The organism is Fructilactobacillus sp. Tb1 (assembly GCF_050500285.1).
Classification (GTDB): domain Bacteria; phylum Bacillota; class Bacilli; order Lactobacillales; family Lactobacillaceae; genus Fructilactobacillus.
The window spans coordinates 747,997-766,849 of record NZ_CP191377.1 but is presented as its reverse complement, the minus strand read 5'-3'; the positions used below and the strand labels follow the sequence as shown (position 1 = coordinate 766,849).

The following is an 18,853-nucleotide window of genomic DNA, read 5'->3' as shown; positions in this document are numbered from 1 at the left end:
AATAAAGAGGATAATTTTCAGATTATCCTCTTTATTTTGTCTATTTTGATGTTACATTGTCTTAAAAATGCTATTAAATTAAAAATAGCTTTATAGTTTACCATTTTCCCCGTATATTATAAAAAAAGATATGTGAGGTGTTAGCTTATGAAATCAGATCAATTATCTAGTTGCCATATTGGAAAAAATTTAAAAAAATTACGTTTTTTACATAATATGACTCAAGAAGATTTAGCAGAAAAAATTAGTGTTAGTAAAAGTACATTATCGCATTATGAAATCGGGCGACGTTTACCAGATATTGATATTTTACTAACAATTTCAAACATTTTTGACATAAGTTTGAATGAAATATTAATCAATCCCGTTTAGGTTTTATATACAATGCAATCAAAAATCCTAAAATCATGAACAACTCTCGCACTGAACAGCCAGCTATATATCCAGACAAATATATCTCTTTATGTTCCATTATATTTTCAAGTGAAATTATAGAATACGGAATCGTAATTAAAGCAAAGGTTAATGTAACAAAGTAACTATTTATATCAGAAAATATTTTTTTGAATTGTAACTTCCAACCAGGATTAATTACAGTATAAATAAGAATATTAATAGTTAGCAATGGCGCCGCAAACGGAACTACAAAAATATCATATAGGTTAAATATGTTAAAAAATAAAAATAATATATTAAAATAATAAGAAATTTCAACCAAGTTAAATTTATATTTTAGTTTATAATTCTTAGCTAACACTTTTTCTTTTTGTCCTAATAATGGTTCAAATTTTATCTGATAAATTTCAGATAATTTACTCAATGTTTCAATATCTGGACTGTTTCTTCCAGTTTCCCAACTAGAAATGGTTTTTCTTGAAACATGTAGTTTTTCAGCAACTTGTTCCTGAGTTAAATTACTCTTCTTCCGTGCTGTTTGGAGTTCGGTTTGTAGACTCACGTAGATACCTCGCAACTTTTTTCATTGTAAAAACAATTGTGTATATAATTATTCCCATAGTATACCCAATAACATTACACGTGTATATAACAAAAGAGAGCCGAAATTTCGGCTCTCTTTATTTTGCAGCACGTTTAAAGAAATCAAGAAATATTTGTTCTTCAATTGGATCGTTTTCCCAAAGAAATTCTGGGTGCCATTGAACGCCCATAATACTAGCATCCGCATTTTCCATTGCTTCCACAACTCCATCGTCTGAATAAGCAGTTACTTTCATGCCATTCGCAATATCCTTTACAGCCTGATGATGCTTAGAATTTACAATTGGATGAGTTCCAACTGATTTAGCTAACACACTATCTTTATCAACTGTAACTTGACGTACGGAAACCCCAGCTGGTTCTGGTTGATTATGTTCATGGACATTGGGTTGTTGACTAGCTAAATCCTGATACAGACTTCCACCTAAAGCCACATTAATAATTTGATGACCACGACAAATTCCCAAGACCGGAATCTTATCTGCAATCGCATCATTAATAATCTGAATTTCAAATTCATCATGGGGAAGATAAGTTTTTCCCAGCTTAGCATGGGGCTTTTCTCCAAATAATGCTGGTGTGATATCATTACCACCCGGAATAATTACCCCATCAATTTCATCGACATAACTTTTTACCATGTCATTTGGAACTAGTGGAATAATCATTGGCGTAATCCCATGACTTACCAATAAATTAATAAATACGTCAGCCGTATAATTAGCTTTATCTAAATTAAAATTTTTAGTCGGTAACAAATTAATGTTAGTGGGAATTCCAATTTTCAATCGTGTCACTCCTAGTTTTCAAGGTAACTAACTGGCTTGTTAACGTCCAATTTAGTTCCTTTAAATTTATTTTCAATATATTTTTGTGTCGCTTTGCTGTGGTAAAGCTTAACTAGTTTCTTGTAATCTGGATTATTCTTGTTTTTAGCATTAGTAGCCAAAACATTGATATTGTTCTTAGTTGATTGGTCTAATTTTTCGTGGAAAATTGAATCTTTGAAAACGTTCAAACCACTTTGAAGTGCCATTGTATTTCCAATGACCACGGCAGCAACGTTTTTATCTTTCAATAAACGTGGTCCAATGTGATCATCAACTAATTGAAGTTTAAGGTCTTTCTTGTTATCAGAAACATTATTAGTTCCATACAATCCACCTTTAGTATCACCAGTTAGTTTAATTAATCCAGCACTTTGAAGTAATTTCAAACTCCGTGAAGTGTTCGCTGGGTTACTTGAAATGGCAATTGTTGCTCCTTCAGGCAAATCTTTGATTGATTTGTATTGCTTTGAATAAATACCCATTGGTTCAAGATAAGTAGTTCCTAATGGAGCAAGCTTACCGTTTTTACTTTGAGCATTAAAATATTTCAAATAACTGTACATTTGAAAGGCATTCACGTCAACTTCGCCGTTGATTGTTGCCTTGTTTAAAGAAACTCCATCCGCAAAGTCCTTAACTTTCAAGTTCAAACCAGCTTTTTTAGTTTCTGGCATCTTAGCGATATGTTCCCAAACTTCTGTATCAGGTCCATAAGAACCAATCGTAATCGTCTTGCTACTTGAAGCAGTATTATGATGGTCAAAGGTTTGGTAACCGATAAATCCGACAACTAAGACAATCACAATTCCAATAATCCATTTTAAACTTTTTTTCATTTTAATTCTCCTTTATATGTAAAAAACCAGCTAAGTTAACGAACGTTAACCTAACTGGTTTTCTTTTTGAAGAAAGTTTATGATCCCAGTTAGATTAACTCTAAGTTGTATCTAAACTGAGTATGACAAAATTACTCTACTTAGATACAGATGCTATAACATCCGTATCTAAACGAACATTATAACCATGTACAAGCACAGCAGCCTTGTTCAAGCATGTTCATTGAATTTGTCATTAATCTTTCTCCTTTCGTTTTTTATTTATATAAATTTAAACATTTTCCATTTTTGGAATCAAGTTTAAACACTCAAGTAAATTGAAAAATACATTAACACTGTCCCTAACATGACAAACAAATGCCAGATTACGTGGCCAAATAAAATCTTTTTAAAACTGTAAATAACGGCACCTAAAGTAAATGCGATCCCCCCAGCAAGTAAGAGGAAAAATGATTCATGGGATAAGCCATTCCAAAGTGGCCAGATATCAATCAAACACATCCATCCCATTACGACGTAAATAATCGTTGAACCAATCGGATATTGGTTTCCATACAATGACTTATATAGAATTCCCGCAATTGCCATGGCCCAAATAATAATTAAAGTGGTCCAACCAAGTACCCCACCAATCGTTACCAAACAATATGGAAGATACGTTCCCGCAATCAGTAAATAAATCGCAGAATGATCAAAGATTTGGAAAACCTTTTCTGCTTTCGTAAAGAATAAACTATGAAACAACGTTGACGCTAAATAAAATAACACCAAAATTGAACCATAGATGGAAAATGCGGTAATTCGCATGGCTCCCCCAACTTGGACACCACGTAAAATAATTAATACTAGTCCAGCAATACTTAAAGCTACCCCAAATCCATGAGTCATTGCACTTAATACTTCATTTAAAATTTTGTAATTTCGACTTTGTCTGAATTTTTCTATCATAATTAACCTCTTCTACTATGTATAGATAAAGCATACCAAAAATTAATAAATGTATGATATTTATTTACTAAAACACTGTCAAATTGAGATTTAAAGAGTTACAGATTTAGTAAAAAGCACCAATTAGATAGCTAAAATAACCAATCATATAAAAACTATTTCAATTTAAATAATTATCTTTATAGTTATAAATATTAAGGGAGGATTATTTTGAAAGTAAAATTCAACATCGCCAAACAATTTATCGAACCATTTATCCAAATTAACGCTCAACAAAAAAATGATGATTTAATTCAATTATCTGATTCAATCGAAAAGTTAACCCAAAGTTGGTTAATTAATGGCTATCAAGATCATCAACAATTTGTGCTTTCTTTGCCCCATGTAGTTCGTTTTTATACCGAAAACAACTATGTCATCTGTGAAACTGACGACCAACAAAAATATCGAGTTAAAGAACGCATTTATTTTTTAAATAACCAACTTCCAACCAAAATGTTCATTCAGGTTTCTAGTTCTGAAATTATTAATACTAACAAAATTGATCATTTTTCTTTAAGTCAGGCTGGGAGATATCAAATCAATTTAACTAACGGAGAGTTAGCCTATGCTTCTCGCCGTTTTGTAAAAACCATCAAGGAGGAATTGTCATAATGAAAATTTTTAAACAACATTTCATTTTAGGAGTAGTTAATGGTATCTTCATTGGTTTTACACTCGCGCTATTAATTTCATTTAGTTATCACTTATCATATTTTCAACCATCGAATGATCAATTTATTCATTATTGGGGAAATAATTTAAATGCCACAGCTGCATCAACTATTTTGTGGGCTCTAATTGGATTGGTATTTTCCTTTGCTAGTTTAATCTTTGGAATTGAAAGTTGGGGTATTACAAAACAGACAATCGTCCATTTCATAATTACCTATCTTCTTTTCACACCATTAGCAATTTTAGCAGGCTGGTTCCCGCTTCAATTTTCATTTTTAGTATCATTCACAATTATTTTCATTAGCATTTATATCTGCATATGGTGTTATTCTTTCAAAAAAGCTAAAGAAAATCTAAAGTTAATAAATAGTCAGATAAAAGCTAATAAAAAACGCATTTAAACAGTTTATTTTACATTTTTACGAACTATTTTAAGATTTACCCTTGTAATTATAAACATTTATTGGTATTATTTTCACAACATAAATTTAACCAATTACGAGGAGCAAATTATGAAGGTCAATAAAATTGTTAAAACGTTACTTGCCGTTTCAGCTGTATCCCTACTAGCTGTCGGACTTACTGGTTGTGGTAAAAAAGGAAGTTCTGCATCATCAGATCCTAAAACTCTTACAGTTCAATTCGTACCATCAGTAAATGCTGGTTCAATGGATACTGAAATCAAGCCTCTTCAATCACTACTTTCCGAACAATTACATATGCCAGTTAAAATGACAGTGGCAACTAATACGAATACTATGGTGGAAGCCCTAGGTTCAAAGACTCTGGATGTTGGTTTCTTACCATCCGCAGCCTACGTTTTAGCTCATAAACAATACGACGTAAAACCCTTACTTCAAGCACAACGTCAAACTCGTGATGCTGACGAAAACTTCACTAATAAATTAACCAACCATTACTACTCAGAAATCGTTGTTCGTAAAGATAGCAACATTAAATCCCTTAAAGATTTAAAGGGTAAGAAAATTGCTACCCAAGACACTACTTCTGCTGCTGGTTACATTTACCCTGCCGTTGAAATGAAACATGCTGGTGTGAACTTAACTAAAGACTGTAAACCATTTACAGTTAAAGGTTCCGACCAAGGTGTCATGTCAGTTGTAAACGGTAACGCTGATGCGGCCTTTGTTTTCGAAGGTGCTCGTAGTATTGCGGCTAAAGATGATCCTCAAGCAATGACTAATACTCGTGTGCTTTACAAATCAACTCCAATTCCTAACGATACTATTTCTGCTCGTAAAGGACTTTCACCTAAGTTAGACAAGAAGATTCAAAAGGCCTTCTTAAACATTGCTAAGACTAAACATGGTCGCGAAGTACTATTCAACATCTACCAACACAATGGTTATGTTAAAACTAGCAACAAAGATTTCAACCCAATGAAGTCATACATTGACCAAGCAAATGATTTAAACAAGAAATAATTTAAGATAGCAAAAAAGCAGCCAATTGGCTGCTTTTTTCGTCTAATCATATTTCATTTTCTTTTCCAAATAACTCAATCCTCTACTCAATGTAAAAGTAAGAATAAAGTACAATGCCATTACCACCACGATGGGTGCAACTCCTCTATACGTGTCAGCTCTAACGATATTCAATTCATAAGTAAGCTCTGTGATTCCAATAATTGAAACAATTGAACTTTCTTTAATCACTGAAATAAATTCGTTACCTAATGCTGGCCAGATATTCTTAAAGGCTTGTGGTAAAATAACTGATTTCATTTCGTCAAACTTAGATAAACCTAAACTCTTTGCAGCTTCATGTTGCCCTTTATCAATTGAGTTAATTCCCCCTCTGATAATTTCACAAATATAAGCTCCACTATTTAGCGAAACAGCAATCATTCCGGCTAATAAAGCGGGAATATTAATCAATGCCCCCAGTCCAAAGTAAACCAATAAAACTTGAACCATCATTGGGGTTCCTCTGACCACTTCTACGTAACTATTAGCAATCCATTTCAAAATTTTGAGATCGCCTAACTTCATCAAAACCAGAATAATTCCTAAAATCAATCCGGCAAACACGGATACAACTGAAATCAAAAGTGTGTATTGAATTCCCTTGTAGAAGTAGTGCCAGTAATGCCACATTGAAGTGTCAGCAACGTTAACTTTCATATATTTCCCGGCTGATTTAAAGTATTGGGGGATTAAATTCTCTTGTTTAATTTGCTTGATTGACCCATTGACTGCGTTGAGTAAACTAGTATCGCCTTTCTTCACGGCAATTGCGGCCCCCAACGTATCGTTGTCTAATTTATAATCTGATTTAATGATTTTTAGATCTGGATCACTTTCGGCATACCCTAATGCAACCGGTTTTTCTAACCCAATCGCATTAACTTTACCGCTCTTCAAAGCTAAAACTGTATCAACCGTATGGTCCATCCCGACTACTTTAGCACTTGGAATATTTTTCTTAGCTAAATTATAAGGTAGTGAACCAACTTTAGTTCCAATTTTTAAATTCTTCAAATCATTTTGATTGGTGATTTTAGCTGCATCACTTTTGTTAATCAAAAAACTTTGGCCACCAATGTAGTAGTTATCGGAAAAATCTACGTTGGCTTTTCTTTCCGGAGTAGGATTAATTCCACCAATGGCCATGTCAGCTTTTCCAGTTTGAACTGCTACTAAAACTGATCCAAAATCCATGTTCTTAATCTTAAGCTTTACTCCTAAATCTTTAGCAATTTGTTTCGCAATGTCGATATCAACCCCAACTTCTTTAGTTTTTCCGTTTTGGTTGGCTTCAAATCCAAATGGTGGGTAATCTGGTGAAGTTGCGACAGTTAAAACGCCTTTTTCTTTCACTTGTTGCAGTGAATCATCCGCGTGAACCGGGCGAGTTGATAACATCCCTCCGAAAAATACAGTTACCATAACAATTAATACGTGATACCAGCTAAGTTTTAGCTTCATTTCTTCCATCTCCTTTTCCAATAAATTTAAAAACAAAAAAAGCGCCCAATAGTCTCATAGACTAAAGGACGCTTCTGCGCGGTACCACCTTGTTTTATACTATTAAAAATAGTATCTCTCCCAATCCAGCTTCGAATCGTTGGCTCTATAAAGGGAGCACCCCGTATGGTTTAAGTCGCATACACCTCTTAGGTTACGTTCGTAAATTGTGGTTATTAACACCTCGCACTAGCCGGTATCTCACTGGAAAACCAAACAATAAACTAATATTCCTAATTAAAGTTTTCGTTTTTTAATTTTCTATATCATATCATGGATTTTAAGATATGCAATCTTTTTTCGAAATTTTTATGCTATACTGACAAAAAATGGAGGATTAGTCATGAAAAATATCACTTTAGAGTCATTTAGTTATCGCAAAGGACTGCCAAATAATCACCCTGATTTAACTTTTGATGTGCGTTCATTACCTGATCCTTATGACAATTTACAATTGCGACCTTTATCTGGGTTAGATCAACCAGTACAGGAATTTATTGCAAAACAAAAAGCAGCTCAAGAACTACTTTTAAATATTATTCAACAAATAAAGTCACACCCAGATGCCCAAATTGTTGCCATTGGTTGTACTGGTGGACATCATCGCTCCGTTGCCATGGTTGAAATGACAGCGATAAAACTACGCGACTTGGGCTATCAAGTTACGATTAAGCATACTAATTTATTTTAGTAATAAGAAAATTAATACAATTGAACATACGATTTGAACTAGTCCAATACTTCCACCATAGATGGCAAATTTCTTTCCTGATTGTAAGAAAGCTTTTAAATTCAAACGAAGTCCAATTGCAGCAAGAGCAGTAATTTCACACCAACTACTTAGGATATGGGCAGTTGCTCCCACAAAACTTGGTAAATGAACTAAACTATTTAAAATACAAAATACTAGAAAGCCAACTACATACCAAGGCAAAACGTTTCCACGTCCGTTACCACTAATTTCGGTATCAGCTTCAAGTTCGTTTTGGATGGTTTTTTGGTGCATTCTACCAAAGATAAATACAACTACTACTAACAACATGATACGCATAATCTTGAATAAAGTAGCGAAATCAACTGTCATTGGGTTTACCATACTAGCACTAGCAATAACTTGTCCCACTGATTGAATAGTTCCCCCAATCATGGCCCCACGAAGTAAATCGCTGCCACCAAAGGCAATGGTACTAATGATTGGTAAAGCTAACATCAACACGGTTCCAACCAGGTTAACTAGAGTAATAACCATTTCTTTGTCGTCATCATCGGCATCGATAACTGGTGCGATTGAGGCAATAGCTGAAGATCCACAAACTGCGTTTCCACCAGCCATTAAAAGGTATACTCCTTCTTTGAAGTGAAGCATTTTACCAATTAAAATAGCTGAAATAATGGTGATTGCCATTTGAATAACGACGAATAAAAATCCGGTCCAACCAACTTTGGTAATGGTTTGGAAACTAATGGTTAATCCTAATAAAACTACCGAATATTCTAGCAACGCTTTTTCAGAGTAATGGGTACCTCTGTTAAGGATTGGTTGTTTGATAATGGTATTTCCTAAGATAATTCCAACGATAATCGCAATCGTTGCACCACCTAAATTAGGAATAAATAATGCTAAGATTTGACTAATTACGGCGATGATAAATGATGTGATTAATCCGGGTAAAATTGGTTTGATTTTTGTCATATTGAGTTCCTCCTGTTCTTTACTTTTTAAGTTTACCAAGGAAACTGTTATTATAGAAATAGATAATATTGATAACAACTATTGAAAAATATAATAAGTGAGTGACTATGTTAAAATACTTCCCGGTTTTTAAAAGTGTCTATGAAACTCTAAATTTTTCGCGTTCTGCGCAACAATTATTCGTTTCACAGTCCACCATTTCGCAACAAATTAAGCAATTAGAAACTGATTTAGGCGTAAAACTCTTCATTAGAAAAGGAAAACGTGAAATCAAGCCAACCCCAGCAGCTGATGAACTCTATACTTCTGGAATCAAAATTTGGGAACACGTTGAAAATTTAGAGCAGAAAATCAGTAAAATGGATTCTGACTACGTTGATTGTCATATCGGAGTTTCCAATACTATTGCCGAAACGACGATTGCGTCAATTTTCAAGGCCATTAAGGTCCCCGATAATGTAAATTTAACACTGAAGATGTCAAACTCAACTGATATTGTTGAGGGTTTGAATCATCATCGTTATGATTTTGGTTTCATTGAAAAACCCATCACAACTCCTGGAATTGAACGTTTTGCTTTCTTCCAAGATTACCTTGTTCATGCGGGTAATTTTGCTGATTCAATATGGTTACAACGCGAAGCTGGATCAGGTGTTCGGCATTTTACGGAACAATATTGGAAGCTTAATAATATTACGCCAAAACAAATTTTCACAATTGAAAATAATGAAATGATTTTGAAGTTTTTACATCAAGGCATGGGGCAAACGATTACCTCTCGTACTGTTTTAAATGATGAAATTCCTTATCAAGAACTAGGTCCGAAATTTAAACGTGATTTCTATTTCTTATCCCAACCAACCTATCAAGTTGAAGCGTTAAATGATTTGAAAGCCAAAATTATGCCAGTCTTAAAACAAATGAAGGAGGAACAACATGCTAACAAAAAACTATTATGATTCGCCATTAGGTAAAATAACTTTGCTTAGTAACGCTAAAAATTTATTAGGTTTATGGTTCAACGACCAAAAATTTTATGGTGGTAAATATGATTTAAAGAAAGTTGAAGTTGGAACTACTCCTATCATAGAACAAGCCAAAAAGTGGTTAGATGATTACTTTGCGGGTAAAGAACCAGATCCATTGAAAATTCCAGTTGATACCCAAGTTACTGACTTTCGGAAACGAGTTTTAGAAGTATTACGACATGTTCCCTACGGTAAGACGATTACTTATAAAGATGTTGCTGACCAAATTAATCAACCAACTGCCTCACGTGCAATTGGTGGTGCTGTGGGTCATAATCCAATTTCGTTGATTATTCCATGCCATCGAATTGTAGGTAGTAATAATGATTTAACTGGTTATGCTGGTGGGGTTCCTCGTAAGTTAAAATTGTTACACGTGGAACATGTTGATACGAGTAAATTTAAGTATTAGAGTAATTTTGTATCATGATTTATAATAGAGATGTGATGCACATGAAGATATATTTCCATGAAGCACTCTTTTTGGGAGTTTCATGTCAGTAATTGTCGTCAGCAATTACTTGAACTAAAAAATAAAACCGGTTCCCTTTTGGGTTCCGGTTTTATTTTGCAGTTTTTTATACCCAACCCACCTAAATGCCAGTATAATTAGAATAACTAAAATATTTTTATAAAGGAAACGATTATGAACGAAGAAAAAAAACGGATTGTTGTTAAAGTCGGAACTAGTTCCCTAGTCAATGCTAACGGAAGCATCAAAGTCCCGACAATCAACCGTCTAGCTCGTACGCTTAGTGATTTAAATCAAGCTGGCTACGAGATGATTTTAGTTAGTTCTGGGGCCGTTGGGGCTGGGATGAGCAAACTACAAATCGAACAACGCCCAACCGATATTGCTGAACTTCAAGCTCTATCAGCTGTCGGTCAAGTGGCATTAATGGACTTATATACCAGAGCTTTCAATGCCAATAATCAGGAAATTGCTCAAATCTTATTAACTCGTGACGTCGTAGATTTCCCAATTAGTCATGACAATGTTTTGCGTACGATTAATCAATTAATGGCTCATCATGTCATTCCAATCATTAACGAAAATGACCCAGTTTCTGTTGACGAGTTTCACCACAAAACCACTTTTGGAGAAAATGATCAATTAGCAGCGATTGTGACTAAATTTATTGATGCTGATGAACTGATTATCATGTCAGATATCAACGGACTTTATGACGCTAATCCAGCAACTCATCCAGATGCTAAATTACTCAAAGTTGTTACCAAAATTGATGACAAAATTATGCAATTTGCTGGTGGTCATGGATCTCAATTTGGTTCTGGGGGAATGGCTACCAAGCTTAAAGCCGCCCAAATCATCTTAGATAGTGATAAAAAAATGGTCATCGTCAATGGCGAAAATCCAGCTATCATCAATGATGTGATTAACGATGATTTCACCGGTACTACATTTAGTGCCAATTAACGGAGAAAAATTATGAACGAAAAATTAAATAACATGGGACAAGCAGCAAAAGTTGCAAGTCGCCAATTAGGTGGTTTATTAACTACTAAAAAAAATGCGGTTTTGTTAGAAATTGCTGATAGCTTAGAAAAAAATGCAGCTACTATCTTAGCAGCCAACCAAAAAGATTTAAATGGTACTGATGTCGCTGAACGTTTCATTGATCGGCTTACTTTAACTGAAGCACGTATCAAGGAAATTGCTAATGGAGTCCGCTCCGTAGTAAAACTTCCTGATCCCATTGGCAACATTGATTACGCCTGGCGCAACGAAGCTGGACTTTTAATTGCTAAACAACGAGTTCCGCTTGGTGTAATTGGGATTATCTATGAATCACGTCCCAATGTGACTGTTGATGCAGCTTCTCTCTGTTTCAAATCCGGAAACGCCGTTATTTTACGTGGTGGAAAAGAATCAATCAATTCTAACTTAGCTTTAGCTAACTTGATGCGGGATGTGTTATCAGAACAGGGACTTAATCCCGATGCCATTCAACTCATCACGAAAACTTCCCATGAAGTCGCTAATGAGTTCATGCAACTCAATGATTATATCGATGTTCTTATTCCCCGTGGAAGCGCAAAATTAATCAATGCCGTCGTTAAAAATGCAACTGTTCCAGTCATCGAAACTGGTGCTGGTAATTGTCACATCTACGTCGATAAGGACGCTGATTTACAAATGGCAACTAACATTATCATTAATAGTAAAGTGCAACGCCCTTCTGTCTGCAATTCCAACGAAAAAGTCTTAGTCCACGAAGCGTTAGCTGAAAAGTATCTTCCTACTTTGATTGCCGAACTACGTAAAAACCACGTAGAGGTCCGGGGTGATGCAGCGACCCAAGCAATTGTATCAGATGTGATTCCCGCAACTAATGCCGATTGGGCTACTGAATACAATGATTTAATTATCGCGATTAAAGTGGTTAAGTCCGAGGATGAAGCTATTGATCATATTACGAAATACAGCACCAAACATTCCGAAGTCATCGTGACTGATAGTTATTCTGCTGGTCAAATTTTCCAACAAACTATTGATGCCGCTTGCGTATACATTAATGCTGCATCCCGTTTTACTGATGGATTTGAATTTGGTTTTGGTGCCGAAATTGGTATTTCAACCCAAAAACTTCATGCCCGTGGTCCCATGGGACTGCCTGCCCTTACCTCTTACAAATATGTAATTAATGGAAACGGTCAAACTCGTAAATAACAGCAAAAGAAAAAGCAGATTACTAAATAATATCTAGTAATCTGCTCTTTTTTTGGATCATTTTTAACACCAAAATGGCGATTATCATATTTTAATTAAAGAATACTACACCAAATCACAATGTCTATATGATCAATTCGATAATTCACCCATCACTAACGTCCTGGTTTTTAACTCTAAGCCAACCAGGAAACTCATATACAAACGCCGTGACAATTAGCTAGATACCACTTACGGCTGAAGTGATCATTCAATCCTGCCAAAAGAATGTGCAAAAACAATCTAACTGATGATGAGATTATGATTGACATTGGAATATGGAAAATTAAAACCAAAGTATCAAAAATCCGGAAAATTTCCTTAGATTTATCCGTCCGGAATAGAGAACTTCATCATCAGCCTAATCATCATGGGGCTAAGACTTAGTTCCTCGCACAATTATTCATTGTGACACCAGATAAATCTCACACATCAAAAAGATGTGCCACACTTAGAAGTTAATCAAAAGCTCATTACTACTTCTCACTTACTCCCTTATGCACCACAAGCTTAACATCATATTGCATAAATGTATACTACTTGTGCTTATAATTGATATAAATCTTTTTTATAATATTAATAGTTTATTTAATAATCGAAAGAATGAGTAAAAAGAATACAGTAATCATGAAAAACGCCGCAATTAGTTTGACCATATACTTCCACCAAACCGCTAAATCAACATGCGCAATTGAGAGTGCTCCCATTACCAAACCTGAAGTTGGGGTAATTAAGGCAACTAATCCACTCGCAGTTTGAAATGCTGTTACAACCATGCTAGCAGAAACACCAGCAAAGTGCCCCATCGGACCAACTAACCCAATCGTAGCTGATGCTAATCCAGATGAAGATGGAATTAAAAATGACATTGGAATATATAAAATATACGTTAATACTACGAAAACAGAGGCCGAAACTCCATGTAAACCTACTTGTCCAGCATGTAAAATCGTATCCGTAATATATCCATCATTCATAATCACTTGGATTCCACGGGCTAAGGCCACAATCATGGCAACCCCTAGAAAATCTTTCATTCCATTTAAAAATGATTCGATATATTGTCGTTCCGACATTTTAGAAACTAGCATTACCATTACTGACATGAAGAAGAACAACATCGTCATTTCTGGATAATACCAAGTTCCTAACGCTGGTAAATCTTTCCCAATTACAGCACCAACAAATGGTGTATTTGTAATTGTTTTACAGATACTTTCAAAGAAAGTCCATTTCGGATTCAAACTCGTCCAGGGAATAATTCCCGTAATCATAATTACAAAGGTTGAGGCATAAATTCCCAGCACTACTTTTTGCCGTGGCGCTAATTTAACGTTTTCATCAGCTCGCACTTCGTTAATCTTAAAGATTTGATTATCGACTTTGCGTTGTAAATAAACTACTGATTTACTAGGATCTTTTTCAATTTTAGCAGCATAACGATACACAAACGTAATCGCTACAATTACTAAAATTACCCATAAAAGCATCCGCGGTAAAATTCCATCCGCTACTGAAATGCCAAGCGTCTGGGCAGCCACCCCAGTTGAAAATGGATTAATTGTCGAAGCTAAAACTCCAGTTTGCGTCCCAATTAAAATAATGGAAATCGCCACAATTGAATCAAAACCCACGGCCATCATCACGGGAATCAACAATGGCATAATGGCCAATGTTTCTTCAGCCATTCCATAAGTGGAACCACCTAAGGCAAATAAAGTCATTAAAATCGGGATCAATAACTTTTCTTTCCCCTTAAACTTTTTCACAATCACAGCAATACCATCGTTCAGGGATTTGGTCTGATTAATAACTCCCAAATATCCCCCAATCATCAAAATGAATAACGAAATTGGCAACGCTGCGTTAGTTAATTTATTTCCGACTAAACCTTGAATTGGGGCCATAAAAACATCCCAAATTCCTTGGGGATGACTAGCAATTTGATGATATGAACTGGAAATCAGTGCTCCTGATTTAGTCGTTTCATATTTACCAGCCGGAATAATAAAAGTTAACACTGCCATCACAATGATAATGCCGAACAAAATAGTATAGGAAGTTGGCATTTTAAAACGAGTTTGTTTCTTCTTCTGCAAAATATTCTCCTTAGTCTAAAGCATCACGCCAGATGGGTTGTGACATACAACGTGCCCCACCACGACCACGTGACAATTCTGATGACCGAATTTCATGAACGGTAATTCCATGAGCTCGCATAATTTCAATTGATTTATAGTTACGATCATAAGTAACGACTTCACCAGGAGCAATTGCTAAGTTGTTTGAGCCATCGTTCCACTGTTCTCGTGGCGCAACGATTGGATCGCCATCACCAGTTTCAATCATATCCACTTCTGGTAATTCCAAAACTTCTTGCAAAGTATCTTTCAAACTAGTCCGATGTTCTACTGAAAGGCCACCGTGACCATCTGGACGAAGGACGTTAATGTTCATCTTACTATCTTTATCCATAATACCAGGGAATACGGTGAATTGGTCATGGTTTATCATCGTAAATACTGTATCAAGATGCATCATGGCGTGATTATGGGGAATTTCAACGGCCATAATTGTGTCGAATTTTGCAGCGGGATCATTGAAAAGTTTTTTTGCTAAAGTTTCAATTGCCATACTTGAAGTTCTTTCCGATACCCCAATCGCTAAAGTATGGTCGTTTAAGACCAATTCATCGCCACCTTCAATTCGGTTTGGATGATTGCGATCTAACCAGACGTGCGTATTTTCAGAAAACATGGGATGGTATTTCACTACAAATTCTGTAATTAATGATTCTGGTGATCGGACAAAGAAAGTCATTTTGTTGACTGTTAATCCATTTCCCATCATAGCTTGAGGATCACGAGTGAAGTATGCGTTAGGCATTGGTTTTAAAATAAATGGATCTTCAACATTTCCAATAAATGAAAGTAAATTGTGATCTTCTAATCCAACCGTTGCTTTGCGTAATCCAGCGTAAATAACTGTCACTAATTCACTCGGTGTCAAAGTATTGAAGTAATTTTTGATTTCTTTTTGGAGGGTTTCGTTGTACCGATACTCAGTTAGATAAGCCGTTAAAAATTCATCTTTCACTTGCGGATCAGCTAAAATATCTGCTAATAATGTTTCAATGTAGACTGTTTCGGCACCACGATCACGTAATAATTGGGTGAATTCATCGTGTTCTTCTTGAGCGATTCTCATGAAAGGAACATCATCAAACAACATTTCTTTCATCGTATCAGGAGTAATATTTTCGATTTCGGCTCCTGGACGATGCACTAACACTTTTCGTAATTTACCAATTTCTGAGTTGACTTGAATTCCTTTTGACATAATTACCCCTCACTGTTCTTTTTCTAAATTGTCGTAATCTTAGCATTAAGATTTGTGATGACCTACACTTTATGTCGGAAAAACTGACATGAAACATAGTTTTTTCATTTTCACTTCGCTAAAATAATGCTCAAGATCGAAATGTTTCATCAAAAAAGGAGGATTATTATGCCAAACACGAGCCCCAAATTACACGATACTTATAACCATGATTTGAACAACATTACTAAGTCTTTAATTAGAAAGTATGCTGAAGCCTTTGCCAAAATTCCCGATTTAGTGAATTTAAATTTAGGTGAACCAGGATTCAATACTCCGGAACACGTCAAAGATGCTGCAGTCCAAAGTATTGTCGATAATCAGACCCACTATTCTCCTGAATTAGGTTGGTTGGAAACTCGTGAGGCAGTTAGTCGCTTCTTGAAACGTTCAACTACCATTGACTATGATCCGTTAACGGAAATCATCATCGCTCATGGCGCCCAAGAAGGCCTATCGAGTTCGTTCATTGCAACGATTGATAAAGGTGACCAAGTCTTAGTCCCATTGCCAGCCTATCCCGCTTATATGTCAATCATTGAACTAGCTAAGGGTGAAGTAATTCCGATTGATACTAAAGCTGATAATTTGAAACTAACGCCTAAAACTTTAGAAAAATATTTAACTAAATATCCCAAAGCTAAAGAAATAATTTTAAACTACCCGACTAATCCATCGGGAGTTGTTTATACGCGGGATGAAATGAAAGCTTTGGCTGATGTGTTACAAAAACATGGTATCTTAGTCATTGCTGATGAAGTTTATAGTGAATTAACTTTTGATATTCCCCATACTTCAATTGCGGAATTCATCCCTGATCAAACGGTAATTATTAACGGTTTATCAAAATCACATGCCATGACTGGCTATCGCTTTGGTTACATTGCTGGACCCGCGGAATTAATCCAAAAAATTAATATGGTTCACGGAACTTTCTTAACGTCTGCACCGAATGTTGCTCAACTTGCTGCAATTGCTGCCCTTGATCATGGTGCTGATGATCCTAAAGTAATGGCGAAAGAATACCAAAAACGCCGAGATATCATGGTCAAAACGTTAACTGACTTAGGCTTTGAATTAAGCATTCCTGAAGGAGCTTTCTATATCCTAGCTAAAATTCCTAGTCAATTTAACGAAACTTCAGAAGAATTTACAATGCGTTTAGCTAATGAAGTTCATGTTGGTGTAACCCCCGGAAATGCCTTTGGAACTAGTGGTAAAGGCTATGTGCGTTTATCGTTTGCGGCTGATCCAGCAAAAATTAAAGAAGCAATGTCACGACTTACAACATTTGTGAATGCCAACTAAAAATTATTATATATTTAAAAATAATCTCCCGATATAATATAGAAGAAACACAATTTAATTAAGGGAGATTCAAGATGAACAACAAATTCAACCAAAAATTAATGGTTATAATTGCTATTTTATCTGTATTAATTTTAGTTGGTGGAACCTTTGCGATTATGCAAAAACATAATCATGTAGACAACCATCAAACGCAACCTACTAAGGAGAAGAAAACTCCGAAAGTTATCAAAAAAGCAGTCCCGGAAAAGCAACCGGCTGAAACTAAAAAAACTGAAACTACGGCAGCGAAGCCAACCGCAAAAGAAATCATTCCAAAGCAGTTTGCCGGTAAATGGTACATGGGTGACAAAGTCCAAATGGAAATTGGTTCCGATACTTTCAATTTAGGCGGGACTCAATACACCACCAGTAGTTTACCTATTCAAGTTATGGTAAAAAACGGTCCCAACGGAACTTATAACCTTTACCATAATCCAAATCCTAATGCTAGTTCTGCAGAAGGTGGTATGACTCCTAACTATTGGATTGCAACTGACACCATTGATGGTAAAAAACAACGGGTCCTTGCTGCATATGAAAAAAATAATATGTTCCAAGTGTACACTTCTGAACCAACATCAAAATATGAAGGAATTCAATATATGGGAGATTTTAGTAAATATATTGGTACTCCTGATTTAGATGTTCTTAAAAATCAAAATTAACAAAATAAAAACAGCCAAAATTTTGGCTGTTTTTTTATTATCGAGCTCGTTCATGACCTCGTAAACTATCTAAATTATTGGTTCCAATCTTCGCTTGATAATCATCACCATCATATTGAATAGCTTGTGATTTACTAGTTGGTGCTGAAGTATAAATTTCAAAGTCACCCATCCGTGCATAATAAGCTAACACTCGTTGTTGCTTACCATCAATCGTAGCCGTTCCAATCCAATACGTACCACCGTTCTCAAAACTCGGATTATGGTAGAGCAAGTAAGTATTGTTTTGTCCTTGTTTCGTGGTCAATTGTAACGGGCTACTATCCTTAGTAATAGTTGGTCCACCCTTTAGATCAATTTTATCTGCTGAAATGGTAGCAAATACATCATTACCGTTATACCAAGTTCCATAAAATTGAGCTGGAATCATGGATTGCGTAGGAGTTGCTGCTTTCTTATTATTACTAGCATTGGTATTTGTAACCGTCGTAGCTTTATTAGAGCCAGAACTCTTTTTGGAAGCAGATTTTACATATTCATTTTTTACATTGGTCGTAGTAGCGGTTTGCTTCTTTTGTGACAACATAAATATCGTCCCACCTGCAGCAATAATTAGCAACAATACAATAATGATAGCAAGCAAGAGGTTAATGTTATTATTTTTGGAATGCATGGATACTCCTTCATGATTACG

Annotated in this window: 20 protein-coding genes and 1 other annotated feature; of the genes, 11 read left to right on the top strand and 9 right to left on the bottom strand. The window is 35.3% G+C overall.

The genetic code is table 11. The features are described 5' to 3' along the window. Window positions 1-147: 147 nt before the first annotated feature. A complete protein-coding gene (locus ACQW5G_RS03950; protein WP_429971765.1) occupies window positions 148-372 on the top strand; it encodes a helix-turn-helix transcriptional regulator in 225 nt (74 codons plus the stop codon). On the opposite strand, the gene ACQW5G_RS03945 is transcribed toward ACQW5G_RS03950, so the two are convergent. From ACQW5G_RS03945 to trhA, 4 genes are all read right to left on the bottom strand, one after another. Then, window positions 359-958, bottom strand: a complete 600-nt coding sequence (locus tag ACQW5G_RS03945; protein WP_429971764.1) for a helix-turn-helix domain-containing protein — start codon at window positions 956-958, stop codon at window positions 359-361. The two genes, ACQW5G_RS03950 and ACQW5G_RS03945, sit on opposite strands and share 14 nt — an antisense overlap. Before the next feature lie 118 nt (window positions 959-1,076). Beyond that, window positions 1,077-1,787, bottom strand: coding sequence for a gamma-glutamyl-gamma-aminobutyrate hydrolase family protein (locus tag ACQW5G_RS03940; RefSeq protein WP_429971763.1), 711 nt, complete (start codon window positions 1,785-1,787; stop codon window positions 1,077-1,079). Window positions 1,788-1,798: 11 nt separating this feature from the next. Continuing rightward, window positions 1,799-2,665, bottom strand: coding sequence for a MetQ/NlpA family ABC transporter substrate-binding protein (locus ACQW5G_RS03935; protein WP_429971762.1), 867 nt, complete (start codon window positions 2,663-2,665; stop codon window positions 1,799-1,801). A 300-nt stretch (window positions 2,666-2,965) separates the two neighbouring features. Next, the gene (gene trhA, locus ACQW5G_RS03930; protein ID WP_429971761.1) at window positions 2,966-3,613 is read right to left on the bottom strand and encodes a PAQR family membrane homeostasis protein TrhA; all 648 of its coding nucleotides are present in this window, start codon (window positions 3,611-3,613) and stop codon (window positions 2,966-2,968) included. Between the two features lie 210 nt (window positions 3,614-3,823). On the opposite strand from trhA, the gene ACQW5G_RS03925 reads away from it, so the two are divergent. From ACQW5G_RS03925 to ACQW5G_RS03915, 3 genes are all read left to right on the top strand, one after another. Continuing rightward, complete coding sequence (locus ACQW5G_RS03925) at window positions 3,824-4,267, top strand: LytTR family DNA-binding domain-containing protein (RefSeq protein ID WP_429971760.1); 444 nt, start codon at window positions 3,824-3,826, stop codon at window positions 4,265-4,267. After that, window positions 4,267-4,728, top strand: a complete 462-nt coding sequence (locus ACQW5G_RS03920) for a DUF3021 domain-containing protein (RefSeq protein WP_429971759.1) — start codon at window positions 4,267-4,269, stop codon at window positions 4,726-4,728. Before ACQW5G_RS03925 ends, ACQW5G_RS03920 begins: the two co-directional genes overlap by 1 nt. A gap of 111 nt (window positions 4,729-4,839) precedes the next feature. Then, on the top strand, window positions 4,840-5,772 hold the full coding sequence (locus ACQW5G_RS03915) for a phosphate/phosphite/phosphonate ABC transporter substrate-binding protein (RefSeq protein WP_429971758.1): 933 nt from the start codon (window positions 4,840-4,842) through the stop codon (window positions 5,770-5,772). A gap of 42 nt (window positions 5,773-5,814) precedes the next feature. Here the strand turns inward: ACQW5G_RS03915 and ACQW5G_RS03910 are convergent, their stop codons facing one another. Further along, entirely contained in the window at window positions 5,815-7,275 is a 1,461-nt protein-coding gene (locus ACQW5G_RS03910) for an ABC transporter substrate-binding protein/permease (protein WP_429971757.1), read from the bottom strand. Window positions 7,276-7,336: 61 nt separating this feature from the next. Continuing rightward, window positions 7,337-7,564 (bottom strand) — a binding site (T-box leader). Between the two features lie 93 nt (window positions 7,565-7,657). On the opposite strand from ACQW5G_RS03910, the gene ACQW5G_RS03905 reads away from it, so the two are divergent. Next, window positions 7,658-8,005 carry a RapZ C-terminal domain-containing protein gene (locus ACQW5G_RS03905; RefSeq protein WP_429971756.1) on the top strand — a complete coding sequence of 116 codons (348 nt, stop codon included), beginning with the start codon at window positions 7,658-7,660 and terminating at the stop codon, window positions 8,003-8,005. On the opposite strand, the gene ACQW5G_RS03900 is transcribed toward ACQW5G_RS03905, so the two are convergent. Next, a complete protein-coding gene (locus tag ACQW5G_RS03900) occupies window positions 7,997-9,007 on the bottom strand; it encodes a YeiH family protein (protein WP_429971755.1) in 1,011 nt (336 codons plus the stop codon). The two genes, ACQW5G_RS03905 and ACQW5G_RS03900, sit on opposite strands and share 9 nt — an antisense overlap. Before the next feature lie 107 nt (window positions 9,008-9,114). On the opposite strand from ACQW5G_RS03900, the gene ACQW5G_RS03895 reads away from it, so the two are divergent. From ACQW5G_RS03895 to ACQW5G_RS03880, 4 genes are all read left to right on the top strand, one after another. After that, complete coding sequence (locus ACQW5G_RS03895; RefSeq protein WP_429971754.1) at window positions 9,115-9,966, top strand: LysR family transcriptional regulator; 852 nt, start codon at window positions 9,115-9,117, stop codon at window positions 9,964-9,966. Further along, window positions 9,944-10,447, top strand: coding sequence for a methylated-DNA--[protein]-cysteine S-methyltransferase (locus ACQW5G_RS03890; RefSeq protein ID WP_429971753.1), 504 nt, complete (start codon window positions 9,944-9,946; stop codon window positions 10,445-10,447). The genes ACQW5G_RS03895 and ACQW5G_RS03890 overlap by 23 nt, the downstream gene beginning before the upstream one ends. A gap of 234 nt (window positions 10,448-10,681) precedes the next feature. Continuing rightward, window positions 10,682-11,473 (top strand): glutamate 5-kinase, encoded by a 792-nt coding sequence (proB, locus tag ACQW5G_RS03885; RefSeq protein WP_429971752.1) that lies wholly within the window; start codon window positions 10,682-10,684, stop codon window positions 11,471-11,473. A gap of 12 nt (window positions 11,474-11,485) precedes the next feature. After that, window positions 11,486-12,727 carry a glutamate-5-semialdehyde dehydrogenase gene (locus tag ACQW5G_RS03880; protein WP_429971751.1) on the top strand — a complete coding sequence of 414 codons (1,242 nt, stop codon included), beginning with the start codon at window positions 11,486-11,488 and terminating at the stop codon, window positions 12,725-12,727. 623 nt (window positions 12,728-13,350) lie between these two features. Here ACQW5G_RS03880 and ACQW5G_RS03875 read toward each other — a convergent pair. Together ACQW5G_RS03875 and ACQW5G_RS03870 are read right to left on the bottom strand one after the other, a co-directional pair. Next, window positions 13,351-14,835: a YfcC family protein gene (locus tag ACQW5G_RS03875; protein ID WP_429971880.1), complete on the bottom strand. Its 1,485-nt coding sequence runs from the start codon at window positions 14,833-14,835 to the stop codon at window positions 13,351-13,353. 40 nt (window positions 14,836-14,875) lie between these two features. Beyond that, the gene (locus tag ACQW5G_RS03870) at window positions 14,876-16,105 is read right to left on the bottom strand and encodes an arginine deiminase (RefSeq protein ID WP_429971750.1); all 1,230 of its coding nucleotides are present in this window, start codon (window positions 16,103-16,105) and stop codon (window positions 14,876-14,878) included. Between the two features lie 168 nt (window positions 16,106-16,273). On the opposite strand from ACQW5G_RS03870, the gene ACQW5G_RS03865 reads away from it, so the two are divergent. Beyond that, entirely contained in the window at window positions 16,274-17,452 is a 1,179-nt protein-coding gene (locus ACQW5G_RS03865) for an aminotransferase class I/II-fold pyridoxal phosphate-dependent enzyme (RefSeq protein WP_429971749.1), read from the top strand. Between the two features lie 74 nt (window positions 17,453-17,526). Further along, window positions 17,527-18,159 carry a hypothetical protein gene (locus ACQW5G_RS03860; protein WP_429971748.1) on the top strand — a complete coding sequence of 211 codons (633 nt, stop codon included), beginning with the start codon at window positions 17,527-17,529 and terminating at the stop codon, window positions 18,157-18,159. Window positions 18,160-18,196: 37 nt separating this feature from the next. Here ACQW5G_RS03860 and ACQW5G_RS03855 read toward each other — a convergent pair whose 3' ends face one another. Beyond that, a complete protein-coding gene (locus tag ACQW5G_RS03855; RefSeq protein WP_429971747.1) occupies window positions 18,197-18,832 on the bottom strand; it encodes a hypothetical protein in 636 nt (211 codons plus the stop codon). Between the last annotated feature and the right edge of the window lie 21 nt (window positions 18,833-18,853).

Excerpts from the sequence above, each read along its gene's own strand:
- ACQW5G_RS03935 (WP_429971762.1), bottom strand. The coding sequence starts at position 2,665 with ATGAAAAAAAGTTTAAAATGGATTATTGGAATTGTGATTGTCTTAGTT.
- ACQW5G_RS03860 (WP_429971748.1), top strand. The coding sequence starts at position 17,527 with ATGAACAACAAATTCAACCAAAAATTAATGGTTATAATTGCTATTTTA.
- ACQW5G_RS03855 (WP_429971747.1), bottom strand. The coding sequence starts at position 18,832 with ATGCATTCCAAAAATAATAACATTAACCTCTTGCTTGCTATCATTATT.
- ACQW5G_RS03895 (WP_429971754.1), top strand. The coding sequence starts at position 9,115 with ATGTTAAAATACTTCCCGGTTTTTAAAAGTGTCTATGAAACTCTAAAT.
- ACQW5G_RS03865 (WP_429971749.1), top strand. The coding sequence starts at position 16,274 with ATGCCAAACACGAGCCCCAAATTACACGATACTTATAACCATGATTTG.
- trhA (WP_429971761.1), bottom strand. The coding sequence starts at position 3,613 with ATGATAGAAAAATTCAGACAAAGTCGAAATTACAAAATTTTAAATGAA.
- ACQW5G_RS03890 (WP_429971753.1), top strand. The coding sequence starts at position 9,944 with ATGCTAACAAAAAACTATTATGATTCGCCATTAGGTAAAATAACTTTG.
- proB (WP_429971752.1), top strand. The coding sequence starts at position 10,682 with ATGAACGAAGAAAAAAAACGGATTGTTGTTAAAGTCGGAACTAGTTCC.
- ACQW5G_RS03950 (WP_429971765.1), top strand. The coding sequence starts at position 148 with ATGAAATCAGATCAATTATCTAGTTGCCATATTGGAAAAAATTTAAAA.
- ACQW5G_RS03910 (WP_429971757.1), bottom strand. The coding sequence starts at position 7,275 with ATGAAGCTAAAACTTAGCTGGTATCACGTATTAATTGTTATGGTAACT.
- ACQW5G_RS03875 (WP_429971880.1), bottom strand. The coding sequence starts at position 14,835 with ATGCCAACTTCCTATACTATTTTGTTCGGCATTATCATTGTGATGGCA.
- ACQW5G_RS03900 (WP_429971755.1), bottom strand. The coding sequence starts at position 9,007 with ATGACAAAAATCAAACCAATTTTACCCGGATTAATCACATCATTTATC.
- ACQW5G_RS03905 (WP_429971756.1), top strand. The coding sequence starts at position 7,658 with ATGAAAAATATCACTTTAGAGTCATTTAGTTATCGCAAAGGACTGCCA.
- ACQW5G_RS03880 (WP_429971751.1), top strand. The coding sequence starts at position 11,486 with ATGAACGAAAAATTAAATAACATGGGACAAGCAGCAAAAGTTGCAAGT.
- ACQW5G_RS03920 (WP_429971759.1), top strand. The coding sequence starts at position 4,267 with ATGAAAATTTTTAAACAACATTTCATTTTAGGAGTAGTTAATGGTATC.
- ACQW5G_RS03870 (WP_429971750.1), bottom strand. The coding sequence starts at position 16,105 with ATGTCAAAAGGAATTCAAGTCAACTCAGAAATTGGTAAATTACGAAAA.
- ACQW5G_RS03915 (WP_429971758.1), top strand. The coding sequence starts at position 4,840 with ATGAAGGTCAATAAAATTGTTAAAACGTTACTTGCCGTTTCAGCTGTA.